Raw genomic sequence first — 16,234 nt, 5'->3', positions numbered from 1 at the left:
CTGGGGATCGGTTCAGTGCTTGAGAATTTCCGAGAAGCTGATCGAGCCGTCAAACAGTGCGCGCACCGCCAGCATCGCCCGCTTCTGCACGCCGTAACGCTCCCGCGCGTGCTTCAAGTGCTGGATCACCGTTTCATGGCTGATGCCAAGGATTACGGAAATCTCCCAATCGGTCTTTCCGCGAGCAGCCCACAGAACGCAATCGCGCTGGCGTGTCGTCAGCGACGGAACCTCATTCACAGGCAAATCCCGCTTGCCAAGAAGCTGTCGGGCCGCCTCAAAGGCAAACGCGCCGATCAGCTGGCAGACGAACTCATATTCCTTCGGGAACTCCTCGCCCGCCGGGACAGCAAAGGAGCAGGATCCCAACGTCTCCCCCGGCACGCTTGCCGGGACTGTAAAGCCGTCGCCGATTCCCTCTTCATAGGCGTTTTCCAGGACACGAATGTCTTGAGGGGTCAGCCTGATCATTTCCGGCACAGCCGACCAGCCAAATCCGACAGTGGCCAAACTGCACGCCCGGTGGATCGGATCGGATTGTCCGAGGCCGTTCTCGTCGAACCAGTCCTCCCATGTCGAGGGATAGTTATGCAGGCGAATGGCCGACCCCTGATCGCAGGCAAAGTCGACATGATGCGTCAGCGCGAAATATTTGAGGCCCATTTCCTCGCAGCATCGCAAAAGGGCTGCGTATAGGGTTTCCGACGTGCTCGCCGAGCGAGCAGTCTCGATAAAATATTCGGCAATGGCCAGCCGGGGCATACCCACCCTGGTCGGTCCCTCGTGCGGTCCTCAACCCGCGCGCCTCGGGAGCCGCCTTGTTCGAAGCTTTCGGCCGGACAACTTCTCACGGCAGCGGCGAAGCAAGTTTAGTGGCCTACAGCTTCAACCAAAATAATGCCCTGTATGTCAAATATATGACGGACAAAGGCTCAGGCCTAACGCGTGAATTTAGGTCCATTTTGGTGTGGATGCTTTAGCGCTCCACGCACGCAAAGGCGGCTCCCTCGAATCCGGCCAGAGGGCGCCACGCAGCAAGCGAAGGCTCTGCTCACGCCGGCGGCTTCCCAAAAGTCCGGCAGAGCACGCTCAATCGGAACCGCGTTTCATTCCTCCGGCGGCCCCGACCACGCTCCAGCGATTGTCATCCGGATAGACAGAGACGCCGAAGAGCGACTCGGTGCCGCGCAAAGAGCGTAGAGCGAGTTCCCGCCACGAGCGTTGGGAGGACAAACCGCTTCTCGTGACGACGCGGCTTACGCTAACGCTCGTTTCCCTGCGCAGGCCTGCTCTCCTGCGTGTCGCGCTGTTGCCACTTCGCAAATCCATGCTCAGGTCTTGCAGGCGAGGGACCACTGAAACGCATGCGATGCGAGGTGAAACCAATGCAGACCGAACAGACCGACCGCATTCTCCGCCTCAAGGCCGTCATCGAAATGACCGGCCTGGCCCGCACAACGCTGTATCGCCGGATGCAGGAAGGCACTTTCCCGAAGAACGTGCAGATCAGCACCCGCTGCGTGGGCTGGCGGGAGTCCGCTATCCGGGAATGGTCTCAAAGCCCGATGTCCTATGCTGCAAAGGGCGGTGCGCGCAGCTAACTCAACCGCTCTCCCAGACCTGATTGAGAACGCGCGCGGCGATCGCGGCCTTATCCTGCGGGAGGAATCGCCCGTAATGCTGTGCGACCATCTCGGGCGTGTCCTGAATGGCATAGCTCGCCTGTTCGTAGGACCCGGTCTTCTTGAGGATATGCGTCGCCAGCACGTCGCGAACATTGTGGGGGCCGTGCGGAAGCAATCCCCTGATCGCGCCGCGCCCGGTATAGGGATTGAAGATGCCATAGCGCTGGATCACCAGACGCCAGGCTTCGTAAAATGTGCTCTGATCATAGGATGCGTTGCGGCTGGTTCGCTTGACTGTCTTGACGAAGAACGTCCCGGGGTCCTCGGCTTCGCCCAACAGCAAGGGGCGGTAGCGCTCGATATAGGCGTCGATCCGGGCATAGAGCCCGTTAAGATCGGGCAAGGTCAGCCGGAAAGGCTGCTTGCCGAAGAATGAGGAATTGGCGTTCTTGAACGCGACCGACGGGATCAGAACCTCCCATGCCTGATCGCGCGCGCTCCAGCGTAACTCACCGCGACGCAGATGCTCAAGCTGGCGTTCGGATCGCGGCGTCTGACCGCGCGGGCAGACCATCAGCTGTCGCAGATTCTTCTGCCGAACCCCCAGATGCAGACCCAGCCGAAGCATCAGAAAGCCGCGCATGGCTTCGGCCGCTGAGCGCGGATAGCGACGCGGGTCGGGCATGCGCGCGATGATTTCGTCGGTGATCCGCCGATAGGCCCCGACCGGACTGTCATCCTCCAGTATCACCAAGATCGGCTCGAACGGGTCGCGGTGGACGCGAACCACCCGCGCCAGTTCTTTTGACCGTGCCAGCGTATGGTCGTGGACACGATCACATGCCGCGGTCCAGTCGCTTCGCACCTGCGCAATGTCATCCTGCGATACCAGTCCGGGAATGGCCGTCAGCCCCTCGGCAAGCCATTCGCTCTGGCGAATCCATCCGGTCTCGCGACGGCTGAATGCCATCCCGAGCGCCAGCATATTGACCTCCCATGACGTATAAAAGCCGCGCCGCGCTTCTCGCCACCGGAGGTACCAGTCCCAAAAGACGGGGAATACCAGCAGCGCCATGGACAGACTTTGCAGAGGCGCGCCAAGGCCCGAAACCGGTGGTGCGGGATCGCCGGCAACGGCGCCGAACATGAGAGCAAAATGTTCGATCTTCTGGGTCACGGTCTCTTCCCCCCACACACCAGAACGCTTGACGCCGATCTGCGTGAGTGTGGCTGTCTTGAACCGGATGAGGTCACTCATCTCCCTCACGAGACGCGGCGGTGCGGGCCGCACGCCTTCGCCAGCCACCGACCCGCCGCTGTCCGTTTTCAGCGACGGCGCAGCTGAGAGAAATTCCGGGAAACGCAGCGCGAAGCGAACCTTCATCGCTTCAGCCTGAAAGCGGCGATATTCGGTCGATCCGGAAATGATCACTGATCGGATCCAGTGAAGGATCTCGGCACGCTCCGCCTGCGAGCGCTGGTCGAAGTCATCTGGTAGATGCCAGGCGAGGCGGCGACGCTCCGCCGCAGGCATCGTTGCAAACTTGTGGCCGACAATTGCCCGTCCCGTGTTCGCGAGCTTTGCGCGAAAATAGCCCGGTTGCAGCCGATAGCGTTGCTCGACCCGTGCCAGCATGTCGAAACTCTGCACGGCGCTGGGCAGCTTCGCACCCAATGCCCATTGCTGGAAGGTTTTCCGGTCGAACGTCTCGCCGGGGCGGCAGATGGCCTTGTGCAGGTGCCAGCAACTATCGCCATGTCGCTTCAGCTGAAGCGCGAAGGCCTCGGGAAAGGTCGGTGGATCAATCCAGTCGATGGACAGCGGTTCGGGGAACTCAACGATGGGACGCGGCTTCGGCCCACGTTGAGCGGGTGTCACCGAGGCAGTCGCTGTGCCGGGCGATGTGGAGTAAGATGCGCGACGGACGGTCTTGGAACACGATGAAACGGACAATGAAAACTCCTGAGCTAAGGTAGCTCAGGCTATGACGCCCCATTGTCAGCTTCCCCGCCCAAATCCTTTCCAGCGACCTCACGTCCGGAGACGAACGCGCCCCAATCGCGCATGAGAAGCCGACGCTTGTCGAGAAAGTCCGTGCGCCGATACGCAGCCTCGACCTTATTTGAAACCGCATGCGCCAGCGCAGCCTCGGCGACCTCTCCGGGATAGTCGGTCTGTTCCGCAACCCAGTCGCGGAACGCAGAACGGAACCCATGGACGGTGACGCCTAGCTCCATGTCGCGCAAAATCTTCAGCAGCGTCATGTCGGACAGCGGCCGCTTCACATTCTGCCCCGGAAACACGAGGTCACTCGCCCCGACCTTGAACGCCTTGGCCCGCTCGAACACGGCGACAGCCTCATCCGATAGCGGCACAAGATGGATCCGCCCCATCTTCATGCGCTCGGCCGGGACCGACCAGATGCGGTTCTGCAGATCCAGCTCCGACCAGCATGCGCCGCGAATTTCCCCCGACCGCGCAGCAGTCAGGATGAGGGCTTCGAGGGCAACGCGACCGACCGACTCCCTCTCACGCAGTTTTTCAACGAACGCCGGGACATCGGCATAGGACATCGCGGCAAAGTGACGATCCTTCTTGGGCTGGCGCGGCAGACCCTTTGCAATCGACCGCATCGGCGCTTCGGTTGCCCTGAACCCCTTCGCGCAGGCCCAGTCGAGGACCGTGGCGATCCGCTGGCGCACGCGGCGTGCCGTCTCGGGCTTGCTCAACCAGATCGGGGCGAGAACGTCACGAATGGCCGGCCCTTCGATCTCGTTCACCGGTCGCTCGCCAAATGCCGGAAAGGCATAGGTCTCCAGCGTCGAAATCCACTGCTGCTGATGCTTGCCGTTTTTCCAGGCTGCACGGTGCTCTTCATGAACGCTCACCGCCGCCTCCCGAAACGTGGGGACTGTGATCCGCTCCTGCTTGCGCTCCGCTACCGGGTCGATCCCTTGGGCGATTTTCTGACGCGTCGCATATGCCGCCGCTCGAGCGTCCTTGAGTGAAACCGACTTCGCAGAGCCGAGCCCGATATCCTGCCGTTTCCCCCCGGATTGAACGCGAAGAATCCAGCTGGCGGCGCCGCGGCCGTTGATTTCGAGGAAAAGGCCGTCCCCGTCGGAGTAGCGGCCCGGTTCAGAGAGGCTGCGAATTTTCGCAGCTGTGAGCTTTCCCATGACATCTCACCTCATTCTTCCCCACACTTTTCCCCACACTTCGTGCGGGATGGTATGAAATTGAGTGAAACACAGCGGAACGAAAAAACCGCTGATTTCTGGGCTTTCTTAGCGATTTTTCCGGGGTAACGCGACCTGAAAAAGGCCCAAAGTGGCGGAGCGGGAGGGATTCGAACCCTCGATACGCTTTTGGCGTATACTCACTTTCCAGGCGAGCGCCTTCGACCACTCGGCCACCGCTCCGCACCGCTGGAAGCGGGCTGCCTAGAGATTTGCCGGGCGCTGTGCAAGCGCGTTGCGTCCTGCGGTAAGGCGTGACAGCTTTACCCCATGCTGACCCTCTCCCTTGCCTTCGCGCTGCAGGCTGCGACACCCGCGCCAGCCCCGGCCCCGTTCGACCCGCACCCTGCCGATTGGCGGAACATTCCGGCCGATGAGCTGCTGGTCCTGACCCTGTCGGACAAGCGGCAGGTCGTGATCCGCCTCGCTCCGCGCTATGCGTCGGTGCATGTCGCCAATATCCGCAGGCTTGCCGCTGCCGGCTGGTGGGATACGGCGTCGATCTACCGTGTGCATGACAATTATGTCGTGCAATGGGGCGACCCGACCGAGAAGAAGCCGCTTCCCGCCGGCATGATCGCGCAGCCGCCGGCCGAGTATGACTGGCCGAACTTTGACGCGGTGACGCGGCTGACGCGTAGCGACCCTTATTCGACCGCCGCCGGACACAGCGCCGATGGCTGGCCGCTAGCTACCAACGGCACGGTCGCGTGGATCCCCCATTGCTATGGAATGGTCGGGGTCGCGCGCGATCTGGCTCCCAGCACCGGTAGCGGCGGCGACCTTTATGCGGTGATTGGCCATGGCCCGCGCCATCTCGACCGCAATATCGCGATCGTCGGGCGGGTGCTGGAGGGGATCGAGCATCTCGCGTCGCTCCCGCGCGGCACCGAGGGCGGCCTGGGCCTCTACAAGGAGGCGAGCCAGCATGTGCCATTCGTGCGCGGTCGGCTCGCCAGCGACCTGCCCGAAACGGAGCGCCCGCGCTTTCAATATCGCGCGGCAGACAATTCCCGCTTTGCTGCGTGGATCAAGGCGCGCGAGAACCGCCAACCGCCCTTTTTCAACCTGCCCGCGGGCGGGGCGGACATCTGCAATGTAATGCCGCCGATCAGGCGTGCGCCGTAATGGAGTTTACTTTCCAACCCAGTCGGCAACCTCACCCGCCACCTCATTGGCAGCCTGATTGAGCGCTGCGCCGGCGGCGGTGGGCGTGATCTGAGCCAGCGGCACGCGCGCTTCGAAGCGGCGTTTCTCGAACGTCATTGCCGGACGAACGCCATCGGCGCCGACGGGGCGGTCGCGGACCAGCGTCGCCTCATAGACGACCACCGCTGCGCTGCTGTCGGCATCGACGCCGAACTGGCGCAGCTCGCCGCCCAACCGCGCACCGGGATCGGACAGCGACTGGCGCAGGTTCAGCACGACGCGACCGGTGCGTACCGAGATCGTATCACCCAGCACGCGCGCGAACATGCGGTTGGGCGCTTCGACCCATTGCGCGTCCTTGAGATAGGCGACCGCCGTGTCGCTGCTGCGCACCGGCACGCGGGTCACCGCCAGCTCCTGCGGCACCGACGGCACGGCGATGGTGATCGCGCGCGCTGTCGCCGAGCTCACCGTCTGGCCAGTCGGCATCACTGCGTCGGCCTCCAGCTTGAGCAGGGAGGGCGGCGGTTCGGCCCCGAACTTGATGCACCCGCCAAGCGGCAGCGCGGCAAGCAGGACGGGGGCGAGGAGGAGCTTGCGCATCATCGGGCTCACTTCTTCTTGGGTTCGTAGTCGGGCAGCTTGGGCGATCCGATCAGCGATCCGGCGCCTTCACGGTCGATCTTTTCCGCGACCGAGGCGAGCGCGGCAGTCATCTGGCGCAGATCCTGAATCAGCTGGTTGATTTCAGGGAGCGTCTTGGTCGTCACTTCGTCGATGCCGCCATCGGCCTTGCTCAACGTACGCTCGAGCGCCTTCATGCTCTTGTCGGCCGAGGCGATCGCGCCGCGCAGATCCTTCATCGTCGGCGCGATTTCCTTGTCGAGCACGCGGTCGGTGGTGCCGGCGAGATTGCCGATCTGTTCGGCGGCGACGCCCGCCTTCTGGACCGTGATGCGCAGCTCAGCAAGCGTCGCGCGCATGTCCGGCGCGCCCTTGGCCAGTTCGCCGGTCAGCTTTTCGGTGTTGGCGAGGATGCCGCTGATCGACGCCTGATTGCGGTCGGACAGCAATTCGGTCAGCCGCTCGGTCAGGGTTGAGAGCCGTTCGAGCAGGCGCGGTGCCGAATTGAGCAATGCGCCAAGGCCACCCTGTTTGGTCGGGATCACCGGCACGCCGAGCGGGCAGACGCTGCGCGGATTGACGTCGGGGCATATGATCGGGGACGCGCCCTTGACCGCACCGTCCAGCTGGATCTGGCTGACCCCGGTAAACCCGACGCCCTGGATCGTCGCGGTCGTACCCTGCAGGATCGGCACATCGCTGTTCACCGCGATGCGGACGCGCACCAGGCTGGGGTCGGGCTTGAACAGGCCGATTTCCTTGACCTGTCCTGCGGGGACGCCGGAGAAGGCGACCTGCGACCCCTTGTTCAACCCGTCGACCGCCTGTTTGAAGAAGATGTCATATTCCTTCTCGTTGGTCGTACTCACCCGGGCGAGCCACACGGTGAACAGCGCCAACACGGCAAGCAGGATCAGCACGACCGCGCCGACCAGCACATGGTTTGAGCGTGTTTCCATCAGTCCCTCATGCCCCCATGGCCCCGGCGCGTTCCACGCTCGCCACCGCCGCGCGTCCGCGCGGGCCATTAAAATATTCCTGGATCCACGGATGATCCAAAGCGAGCAGCTCGTCGATCGTTCCGACCGCGATCACGCGCTTGTCGGCCAGCACCGCGACGCGGTCACATATGGCATAAAGCGTGTCGAGGTCATGGGTGATCAGAAACACCGTCAGCCCCAGCGTCTGCTGTAACGACCGCGTCAGCTCGTCGAACGCCGCCGCACCGATCGGGTCGAGCCCGGCGGTCGGTTCGTCGAGGAACAGCAATTCGGGATCGAGCGCGAGGCTGCGCGAGAGGCCCGCGCGCTTTTTCATGCCGCCGGAAAGCTCGGCGGGATATTTGGGGCCAGCCTCGGGCGGCAGGCCAGTCATCACCACCTTGTAGGCCGCGATCTCGGCGAGCAGCTGGTCGTCAAGCTGCGGGTAGAATTCCTTGAGCGGCACCTGGACATTTTCGGCGACGGTCAGGGTCGAGAACAGCGCGCCGCCCTGAAACAACACGCCCCAGCGGCGGCGAATCTCGATTGCCTGTTGTTCATCGGCATCGATCACCGATTCGCCAAACACATGGACCTCACCCGCATCGGGTGGTTGCAGGCCGATGATCGATCGCATCAGCACCGATTTGCCGGTGCCCGATCCGCCGACCACGCCCAGAATCTCGCCGGGCCGCACATCGAGATCGAGATTGTCGTGCACGATCTGATCGCCAAAGCTGTTGCGCAGGCCACGGATGCGGATGACCGCCTCTTCGCCGTCGAAAATGGGGGCGGTCATCAGTTCCACCCCACTTCGGTAAAGAACACCGCGAAAAAGGCGTCGAGCACGATGACGAGGAAGATCGCCTGAACCACCGCAGTGGTGGTACGCAGGCCGACCTGTTCGGCGTCGCTTTCGACCTGCATCCCCTGATAGCAGCCGGCGATCGCGATGATCGCGCCGAACACGGGCGCCTTGACGAGGCCAACATAGAGGTCGGTGATCGGCACCACTTCGCGCAGCCGCTGGACGAAGGTGACCGGTGGAATGTCGAGCGCGATCCAGCACAGCAGGCCGCCGCCGATCATCCCGAGCAGCGAGGCGTAGAAGCCGAGCAACGGCAGCATCAGCACGGCGGCGATCACGCGCGGCAAGACCAGTGCCTCCATCGGGTTGACCCCGATGGTGCGCATTGCGTCAATTTCTTCGGTCAGCTTCATCGTGCCGAGCTGCGCCGCGAAGGCCGATCCCGAGCGCCCGGCGACCATGATCGCAGTCATCAGGATGCCCAGTTCACGCAGCGTGATGCGCCCGACCAGGTTGATCGTGAACACCTCCGCACCGAACTGGCGCAGCTGGACCGCGCCCTGTTGTGCGATGACGATGCCGATCAGAAAGCTCATCAGCCCGATGATGCCGAGCGCGGAGACGCCGACCACTTCGAACCGGTGGACCGTGGCGTGATAGCGGAAGCGGCGCGGGTTCGCGATCACCCGGCCCGCCGCGACCGCGGTCGCGCCCATGAAGCCGAGCAGGCCGAACATGGTCTTGCCCGCCTGAATCACGGCTTCGCCGATTTCGGCGAGCAATTGGGCAAAGGCGCCTATTGGCTTTGGCGGCGCTTCGATCGGGTGGTCGGCCTGGGCGACATGGTCGAACAGCAGCTGCTGGTTGGCGTCGAGCCCGGTCACCTGCGCATCATGGTCACGCGCGAAGCGGTGGATCAGCCACGCGCCGACCGTGTCGATCCGGTCGATCCCGCGCATGTCGAGCGTTCGCACATCGCCCTCGACCGCGTTAAGCCGATCGGGCAGGTCGCCGACACTGCGCAGCGACAGATTGCCACTGAACCGCAGCGCCCCGGCGGCCGTGTCGTGCTGAAAGTCGGCTGGCGCATTCATCGCGACCACCCATCGTTGATTCGCACTGGAACGGCAAGCACCTGTAGCTAGAGGATAAGATACCGACCGAACCAATTACGGACGACCGGGAAAGGTTCCGATGCGCCGACTCGCCATTTACGACATGGACAAGACGATCACGCGACGCGCGACATGGACGCCATTTCTGGTCCATGCAGCGCGCGTTCGGGCACCGTGGCGGCTGGCGTTGCTCCCGCTCGCCGGCCTTGCCAGCCTCGCCTATCTGGCCAAGGCGATCGACCGCGCACGGCTGAAGGAAATTACGCACCGGCTGATGATCGGTCGTGCGATCCCGCCCGCCGAACTTGCAGTGGTGGCGGAGGCGTTCGCGGACGATATGGCGGCGACCAACCTGTTCGCCGATGCCCGCGCGCGGGTGGAAGCCGATCGCGCGGCGGGCTGGGAGCCGGTGCTGGCGACCGCGAGCCATGGCTATTATGCTGAAGCGATCGCGGCGCGGCTGCACATCGGCACCGTGATCGCCACCGCGGCGCGACGCGATGCCGATGGCAATGTGCTGGCGGGGCTTGAGGGCGAGAATTGCTACGGCCCCGCCAAATTGCGGTTGATCGAGGCGTGGATGGCGCGCGAGGGGCTGTCGCGCGAGGAAATGCGGGTGCGCTTCTACAGCGACCATGTGTCCGACGCGCCGGTGCTGGAATGGGCGGACGAGCCGTTCGCGGTCAACGCGCACGGCCCGTTGCGGAAACTGGCGGCGGTCAAGGGCTGGACGGTGCTGGATTGGGAGGAGTGAATCATCATCGTAGCCCCTCCCGCCTTCGCTGGAGCACCTCCGCCGTTTGTGCTGAGCTTGTCGAAGCACCAGTTCCACCCCCGGGGAGGTCGGGGGATCGCCCTTCGACAAGCTCAGGGCAAACGGGGCGCCGGGCTCACAACACCGTATGCAACGAGTGCAGCGTCAGCCCGACCAGCCCGCCCACCAAAGTCCCGTTGATCCGGATATACTGCAAATCCTTGCCCACCGCATTTTCGAGTCGGCCCGTGATCGTGCGCGCGTCCCAGCCGCGGACCGTGTCGGACACCAGCCGGACGATGCCGTCGCCATAATCGGCGGCGGTGCCGACTGCGGCGCGCCGGACGAAGCGGTTGATCATATGGGCAAGGCGCGGGTCGCTCTGCAGCGTTCCCCCGAGCTGGCGCAACGCCTCGCCGAACTTGCCCGCCAGCGCCGCATCGGGATCGCGCGCTACCCGCAGCAACGCGCCGCGCGCCTGTTCCCACATCCCCTCGATCCAGCGCGCGAGTGCGGGATTGTCGAGCATGTCGGCCTTGAATTCCTCGACCTTCAGCCGGGTCGGGATGTCGAACTGCAGGTCGAATGCGAGCTTTTCCAATCCCTCCTCAACCTTCGCACGCAGCGGGTGGCCGGGATCCTCGGCGACGTCCGACACCAGCTTGTACAGCCCGTCGATGATCGCATTGGCGAGCGTCTCATCGAGCCCGGTCCAGCGCATGATCGCACCGGCGCGCTCATGCACCATCTTGCGGATCAGCGCCTCATTCTGGTCGATGATCTTCGCCAGCCAGCGCAGCATCGAATCCATCAGGGGCAGGTGCCGCCCCTCGGCAATCGCCGCGCCGAGCGCCTGGCCCAGCAACGGCGCGACATCAGTTTGGCGCAGGCGATTGGCGACCGCGCCCTTGATCAGGCCGCCCAACTGATCCTTGTCGAGCGATTCGAGCAGGTTCGCGGCCATGCGCGATGCGCCGCGGCGCAGGCGACCCGAGCTTTCGGGCGGCTGCGCGAGCCATTTGCCCGCTGCGCCCGCCACGTCGATCGTCCGCATCCGCCGCGCGACGACGCGGGGGATCAGAAAATTGTCGCGCAGGAAATTGGCGAGCGAGCTGGCGATCCGCTCCTTGTTGCGCGGAATGATCGCGGTGTGCGGGATCGGCAGGCCGAGCGGGTGGCGGAACAGCGCGGTGACCGCGAACCAGTCGGCGAGGCCACCGACCATTGCCGCCTCGGCAAAGGCGCGGATAAAGCCCGCGACGGTATAGTCGGGTTCGAAGCTGCGCGCGGTGAAGTACACCGCCGCCATCAGCACCAGCAGGCCGGTGGCGAGGATGCGCATCCGCCTGAGGCCAGGCGGGACAGGGTCATATGAGCGAATCACTGGACCAGAAAGCACGCGGATTGCCGGGTTCATAGCCGGAACAATCCGCGTGCCCTGTTTTGGTTCACTCGGCAGGTTCGGGACCTTCGCCGCGATGGCCGATCTGGGGGGGAGGGACCGTGCCGCCGATCCGCGCCTTGTCATCGGCATCGTCACCCGGGCGGAAGGTCAGCAGCTTGCGGCCAAGCCACGGACCGACCCGCCGCTCCATGCCCAGCGCCAGGCTGAACAGTGCCGGGACGATCAGCAGGGTAAGCAGCGTCGACAGTATCAGACCGCCGATCACGGTGATGCCCATCGGCGCACGCCACGATCCGTCGCCGTTCAGCGACAATGCGGTCGGCACCATGCCGGCGACCATCGCCACGGTGGTCATCACGATCGGCTGCGCGCGCTTGTGCCCGGCGTCGACGATCGCGGTGATCTTGTCGACACCCTTCTCCATCTCCTCCAGCGCGAAGTCGATCAGCAGGATCGAGTTCTTCGCCACGATGCCAAGCAGCATCAAGACGCCGATCAGCACCGGCATCGAGATCGGATTGCCGGTCAGCCATAGCGCGATGAACCCGCCCAGTGCCGCGATCAGCAGCGACGACAGATTGACCATCGCCGCCATCACGCCACGATAGAGCAGCACCAGCACCGCGAAGACGAGCAGGATGCCGGAAATCAGCGCGACGACGAAGTTGACCAGCATCTCGGTCTGCCATTTGGCCTGGCCGACCTCCAGCTTGCCGACGCCCATCGGCAGGTTGCGCATCGTTGGGAGCTGATCGACCTTCTGCATCACTGCACCCAGCACGAACGGCTTTCCGGTCTTGGGATCGGTGGCAAGATCGGCACCGACGACAAGGCGGCGCTTCTGGTTCAGGCGGTCGATCCGCGTTGCGCCCACCCCGAACTTGATTTCGGCGACCACACCCAGCGGCACCGATCCGCCCGACGCGGTTGGCACCGGCAGATTGCGGATCGTTTCCAGCTCGGCGCGCGAGCTTTCGGCGAGCGCGACCTTGATCGGAACCTGGCGATCGGACAGCGAGAACTTGGCGCTGTTCTGATCGATGTCACCCAGCGTCGCGATTCGGATCGCATTGGACAGGGCCGCCGTGGTTACACCCAGGTCCGCCGCCAGTTCGGTACGCGGCTGGATCACGATCTCCGGCCGCTGAAGATCGCCGGTGATCCGTGGCGCACGGACCTCAGGCATCTTCTCCATCTCGGCGACGATCTTGAGCGCGGTATCGTTGAGCAGCTTCGGGTCCTCGCCACCCAGCACGATCGACACCGCCCGACCGCTGCCGCCCCAGCCGCCCTGCGAGCGCACATTGACGCGCGCATCGGGGATCTGGGCCAGCGCAGGCTGAAGCGCCTGCTCCAGCTCGACGCTGGTGATCGCGCGCTCGTCCTTCAGGATCGCGACGACGCGGCCATTGCCGACAAAGGTGCGCGAATAGACATTCTCGACCACGTCGGTCCGTGCCGCGACGATACCGGTGACCTTGTCGACAACCGTCTTGGTCTGCTCCAGGCTGGTTCCGGGCACCATTTCGATCTGGACGGTGATATCGTCCTGATCCTGATTGGGCTGGAAGGTGAAGGGCAGCGGGCCGCCCGCCGCGAGGAAGATTTCGAGCGCAAAGGCGACCAGGAACGCCACCACCGCGACCCAGCGATGCACCAGCGTCCAGCGCAGCACGCGGACATAGCCGTCCATCATCGCGCCCTCGCCATGGCTGGCATGGCCCTTGGCCTTGAGGAAATAGGCCGCGATCATCGGCGTCAACAGGCGCGCAATCGCCAGTGACATCAGCACGGCGGCAACCACGGTCAGGCCAAAATTCTTGAAGAACTGACCCGAAATGCCCGGCATCAGGCCGACGGGCAGGAACACTGCCACGATCGACATGGTCGTCGCCAGCACCGCCACGCCGATCTCGTCCGCCGCGTCGATCGATGCCTGATAGGCGGATTTGCCCATGCGCATATGTCGGACGATATTCTCGATCTCCACGATCGCATCGTCGACCAGCACGCCCGCAACCAGGCTGAGCGCGAGCAGCGTCATCTGGTTCAGGGTGAAGCCGAGCATCTCCATGAACCAGAAGGTCGGGATTGCCGAAAGCGGGATCGCCAGTGCGGAGATCAGCGTCGCGCGCCAGTCGCGCAGGAACAGGAACACGACGATGACGGCGAGCACCGCGCCCTCAATCATCGCGACCATCGCCGAATGATATTGGGCTTCGGTATATTTGACGCTGTTGAACAGGACGTTGAACTGCACCGCCGGGTTGCGCTTGTTGAGCGCCTCCAGCTTCTTTTCCGCTTCGTCGAACACGGTCACATCGGACGCACCCTTGGCGCGCTTGATGTTGAACGACAGCACCTGCCGGCCGTTGAACTCGGCCAGGCTGCGCTGTTCGGCATAGAGATCCTTGACGTCGGCAATATCGCCGAGCCGGACGTTGCGGTCACCGCCGATGCTGATGCGCGTTTCAGCGAGCGCGCGCGCATCCGCGGCGTTGCCGAGCACGCGGACCGACTGCTCGCTCCCCGAAATCTCGGTGCGTCCACCGGCGGCGTTCAGATTGACCTGACGCAGCTGCTGGTTGACCTGTGATGCGGTCAGGCCGAGCGACTGGATCTTGGGCAGGTTGAGGATGACGCGGATTTCGCGACTGACCCCGCCGATGCGCTCGACCCCCGACAGGCCGTCGATCGACAGCAGCTCGTTGGCGACGGTATTATCGACATACCAGGACAGCTGCTCGATCGTCATGTCGGTGCCGGTCGCGGTGAACGTCGCGATTTCCTGGTCACTGGTATTGGCGCGTCCGACCAGCGGCTCCAGAATCCCGTCGGGAAGGTCGCCGCGAATCTGGGCGATCGCATCACGCACGTCGCTGACCGCGCGATCGATCGGCGTGCCGATGTCCAGCTGGATGACGGTCTGTGAATTGCCTTCGCTGACGGTGGATTCGATCTGATCGATGCCCTGCAGGCTGCGCACCGCCGCCTCGACCCGCTGGGTGACCTGGGTTTCGAGCTCGCTCGGCGCGGCGCCGGGCTGGCTGATCGAAACCCAGACGATCGGGAAATCGATGTCCGGATCGTTGTTCACGTCCATCCGCGCGAAGCTGACAAAACCCGCGATGGTCAGCGCAATGAACAGCACGATCGGCGGAACCGGGTTCCGGATCGACCAGGCGGAGATGTTGCGAAAGCTCATATCCCGTTGTCCCTTAACGCTTCAGCGTGGTGAGGTTCGGCTTGACCTTCTGTCCCGGGTTGAGGAACGCGCCTGCGGTAAGGACCACGCGTTCGGTGCCGTCCAGCCCGCTGGTGATCGCAACCCCGATATCCGACACGTCACCGGTGGTGACGTTACGGCGTTCAGCCTCATCCTTGGCATTGAGGATGTACACGAAATTGCCCTTGGCATCGCTCTGGATCGCCGATTGCGGGAGCAGCGGGGCGACAGCGCCGCCCGCATTGATCCGCGCCGAGGCAAAGCCGCCCGGACGCAGCGCCCGATCGAACGACAATGCGACGCGCGCAATGCCCTGCCGCGTCTGCGGGTCGATGACCGGCGACACCTGCCACACTTCGCCAGTGAAGCTGCGGTCGGTCCCGACCGGCGTGACCTCAGCGCGCGCGCCGACCGGGATGCGCTGGAGGTCGGCTTCGCTCAGCTGCGCGCGCAATTCCATCTGGCCGCCCTGGGCGACGCGGAACAGCGCGCCCGAACCCGAGCTGATGATCTGACCCGGTTCGACCGCGCGGGTAAGGACAAGACCAGCAGCGGGCGAACGAATGTCGAGGCGGCGGTTGCGCGCCTGCGTTTCGGACAGCTGCGACTGGGCAACACGCACGCGCGCGGCGGCGGCGTCACGGGTCGCGGTCTTGCGATCGATATCCGCCTTGGACACGAACCCGCGCCCCAGCAGCTGCTGCGCGCGATCGAGCTCGGCCTGTGCAATATTGAGGTCGGCCTGCGCGACGCGGATGCTTGCCGCCTGCGACTGGGCGGTCTGGCTCTGGACCGAACGATCGACCGTGGCGAGCACCTGACCCGCATTGACCCAGTCGCCCGGCTCCACCAGCACGCGTGTGACCATACCGCCCTCGCCCGCGACGCCGACCGGCATTTCACGACGCGCGGCGAGCGAGCCGGTGCCGTTGATCACGCTGGTGATGGTGCTGCGGCCCGGGACCGCGACGGTGACGGTCGGCAGCTGACGATCACCGCCCTGCCCGCCCTTGGCCGCGCCAGCAGCGCCCGCCTTGGCTGGCTCGGCCTTGTCGGTCGCACCGCCCGAGGCAAAGGCGAAATACGCCGCCACGATCACGACGAGCGCAATCACGCCCGCGATGATCCACCATTTGCGACGCGAGCTTTTTTCGCCTTCACCCGCCAGAGCGAGTCGTTCTTCCCCACCGAACATCCGAGCCTCGTAATTCATGCGCGACCTCTTTCACCCCCGACCAACGGCCGGCGCGGGTCCTCCCCGTCGCGCTGTATTATCTGAATAAGTCACTTGCCTCAAGGGCAGTTTTG

13 protein-coding genes and 1 tRNA gene are annotated in these 16,234 nt (G+C 64.2%); 3 read left to right on the top strand and 11 right to left on the bottom strand.

Annotated elements, in window-relative coordinates:
• Positions 1-12 precede the first annotated feature (12 nt).
• Entirely contained in the window at positions 13-762 is a 750-nt protein-coding gene (locus ACRYLO_RS16945) for a LuxR family transcriptional regulator (protein ID WP_482661226.1), read from the bottom strand.
• Positions 763-1,385: 623 nt separating this feature from the next.
• On the opposite strand from ACRYLO_RS16945, the gene ACRYLO_RS16940 reads away from it, so the two are divergent.
• On the top strand, positions 1,386-1,601 hold the full coding sequence (locus tag ACRYLO_RS16940) for a helix-turn-helix transcriptional regulator (protein ID WP_482661225.1): 216 nt from the start codon (positions 1,386-1,388) through the stop codon (positions 1,599-1,601).
• Position 1,602: 1 nt separating this feature from the next.
• On the opposite strand, the gene ACRYLO_RS16935 is transcribed toward ACRYLO_RS16940, so the two are convergent.
• The 3 genes from ACRYLO_RS16935 to ACRYLO_RS16925 form a co-directional block, all read right to left on the bottom strand.
• Positions 1,603-3,579 (bottom strand): hypothetical protein, encoded by a 1,977-nt coding sequence (locus ACRYLO_RS16935; RefSeq protein WP_482661224.1) that lies wholly within the window; start codon positions 3,577-3,579, stop codon positions 1,603-1,605.
• A 29-nt stretch (positions 3,580-3,608) separates the two neighbouring features.
• Positions 3,609-4,805, bottom strand: coding sequence for a tyrosine-type recombinase/integrase (locus ACRYLO_RS16930; protein ID WP_482661223.1), 1,197 nt, complete (start codon positions 4,803-4,805; stop codon positions 3,609-3,611).
• 152 nt (positions 4,806-4,957) lie between these two features.
• Positions 4,958-5,048 (bottom strand) — tRNA-Ser (locus tag ACRYLO_RS16925).
• A gap of 87 nt (positions 5,049-5,135) precedes the next feature.
• On the opposite strand from ACRYLO_RS16925, the gene ACRYLO_RS16920 reads away from it, so the two are divergent.
• Positions 5,136-5,993 carry a peptidylprolyl isomerase gene (locus ACRYLO_RS16920; protein ID WP_482661222.1) on the top strand — a complete coding sequence of 286 codons (858 nt, stop codon included), beginning with the start codon at positions 5,136-5,138 and terminating at the stop codon, positions 5,991-5,993.
• A 6-nt stretch (positions 5,994-5,999) separates the two neighbouring features.
• Here ACRYLO_RS16920 and ACRYLO_RS16915 read toward each other — a convergent pair whose 3' ends face one another.
• From ACRYLO_RS16915 to ACRYLO_RS16900, 4 genes are read right to left on the bottom strand one after another with little or no spacing between them, the layout of a single operon-like run.
• Complete coding sequence (locus ACRYLO_RS16915; RefSeq protein WP_482661221.1) at positions 6,000-6,617, bottom strand: ABC-type transport auxiliary lipoprotein family protein; 618 nt, start codon at positions 6,615-6,617, stop codon at positions 6,000-6,002.
• Between the two features lie 8 nt (positions 6,618-6,625).
• Entirely contained in the window at positions 6,626-7,597 is a 972-nt protein-coding gene (locus ACRYLO_RS16910) for an MlaD family protein (protein WP_482661220.1), read from the bottom strand.
• A gap of 7 nt (positions 7,598-7,604) precedes the next feature.
• Positions 7,605-8,417, bottom strand: coding sequence for an ABC transporter ATP-binding protein (locus ACRYLO_RS16905; RefSeq protein WP_482661219.1), 813 nt, complete (start codon positions 8,415-8,417; stop codon positions 7,605-7,607).
• Positions 8,417-9,520 (bottom strand): ABC transporter permease, encoded by a 1,104-nt coding sequence (locus tag ACRYLO_RS16900; RefSeq protein ID WP_482661218.1) that lies wholly within the window; start codon positions 9,518-9,520, stop codon positions 8,417-8,419. Before ACRYLO_RS16900 ends, ACRYLO_RS16905 begins: the two co-directional genes overlap by 1 nt.
• A 100-nt stretch (positions 9,521-9,620) precedes the next feature.
• Between ACRYLO_RS16900 and ACRYLO_RS16895 the strand changes: the two genes are divergently transcribed.
• On the top strand, positions 9,621-10,295 hold the full coding sequence (locus ACRYLO_RS16895; RefSeq protein WP_482661217.1) for an HAD family hydrolase: 675 nt from the start codon (positions 9,621-9,623) through the stop codon (positions 10,293-10,295).
• A 136-nt stretch (positions 10,296-10,431) separates the two neighbouring features.
• Here the strand turns inward: ACRYLO_RS16895 and ACRYLO_RS16890 are convergent, their stop codons facing one another.
• The 3 genes from ACRYLO_RS16890 to ACRYLO_RS16880 all read right to left on the bottom strand — a co-directional run bounded on the left by ACRYLO_RS16890 (position 10,432) and on the right by ACRYLO_RS16880 (position 16,139).
• On the bottom strand, positions 10,432-11,637 hold the full coding sequence (locus tag ACRYLO_RS16890; protein WP_482661216.1) for a DUF445 domain-containing protein: 1,206 nt from the start codon (positions 11,635-11,637) through the stop codon (positions 10,432-10,434).
• Between the two features lie 106 nt (positions 11,638-11,743).
• On the bottom strand, positions 11,744-14,905 hold the full coding sequence (locus tag ACRYLO_RS16885) for an efflux RND transporter permease subunit (RefSeq protein ID WP_482661215.1): 3,162 nt from the start codon (positions 14,903-14,905) through the stop codon (positions 11,744-11,746).
• Positions 14,906-14,918: 13 nt separating this feature from the next.
• Positions 14,919-16,139: an efflux RND transporter periplasmic adaptor subunit gene (locus ACRYLO_RS16880; protein ID WP_482661214.1), complete on the bottom strand. Its 1,221-nt coding sequence runs from the start codon at positions 16,137-16,139 to the stop codon at positions 14,919-14,921.
• Between the last annotated feature and the right edge of the window lie 95 nt (positions 16,140-16,234).

The sequence above is a fragment of the Sphingomonas sp. SDUR79 genome (assembly GCF_056821745.1).
The sequence above is the reverse complement of the archived record's forward strand: the minus strand, read 5'-3'. Positions and strand labels throughout refer to the sequence as shown.

Coding starts and splice junctions, on each gene's coding strand:
- ACRYLO_RS16945 (WP_482661226.1), bottom strand. CDS start 762: ATGCCCCGGCTGGCCATTGCCGAATATTTTATCGAGACTGCTCGCTCG.
- ACRYLO_RS16940 (WP_482661225.1), top strand. CDS start 1,386: ATGCAGACCGAACAGACCGACCGCATTCTCCGCCTCAAGGCCGTCATC.
- ACRYLO_RS16930 (WP_482661223.1), bottom strand. CDS start 4,805: ATGGGAAAGCTCACAGCTGCGAAAATTCGCAGCCTCTCTGAACCGGGC.
- ACRYLO_RS16920 (WP_482661222.1), top strand. CDS start 5,136: ATGCTGACCCTCTCCCTTGCCTTCGCGCTGCAGGCTGCGACACCCGCG.
- ACRYLO_RS16915 (WP_482661221.1), bottom strand. CDS start 6,617: ATGCGCAAGCTCCTCCTCGCCCCCGTCCTGCTTGCCGCGCTGCCGCTT.
- ACRYLO_RS16910 (WP_482661220.1), bottom strand. CDS start 7,597: ATGGAAACACGCTCAAACCATGTGCTGGTCGGCGCGGTCGTGCTGATC.
- ACRYLO_RS16905 (WP_482661219.1), bottom strand. CDS start 8,417: ATGACCGCCCCCATTTTCGACGGCGAAGAGGCGGTCATCCGCATCCGT.
- ACRYLO_RS16900 (WP_482661218.1), bottom strand. CDS start 9,520: ATGAATGCGCCAGCCGACTTTCAGCACGACACGGCCGCCGGGGCGCTG.
- ACRYLO_RS16895 (WP_482661217.1), top strand. CDS start 9,621: ATGCGCCGACTCGCCATTTACGACATGGACAAGACGATCACGCGACGC.
- ACRYLO_RS16890 (WP_482661216.1), bottom strand. CDS start 11,637: ATGCGCATCCTCGCCACCGGCCTGCTGGTGCTGATGGCGGCGGTGTAC.
- ACRYLO_RS16885 (WP_482661215.1), bottom strand. CDS start 14,905: ATGAGCTTTCGCAACATCTCCGCCTGGTCGATCCGGAACCCGGTTCCG.
- ACRYLO_RS16880 (WP_482661214.1), bottom strand. CDS start 16,139: ATGAATTACGAGGCTCGGATGTTCGGTGGGGAAGAACGACTCGCTCTG.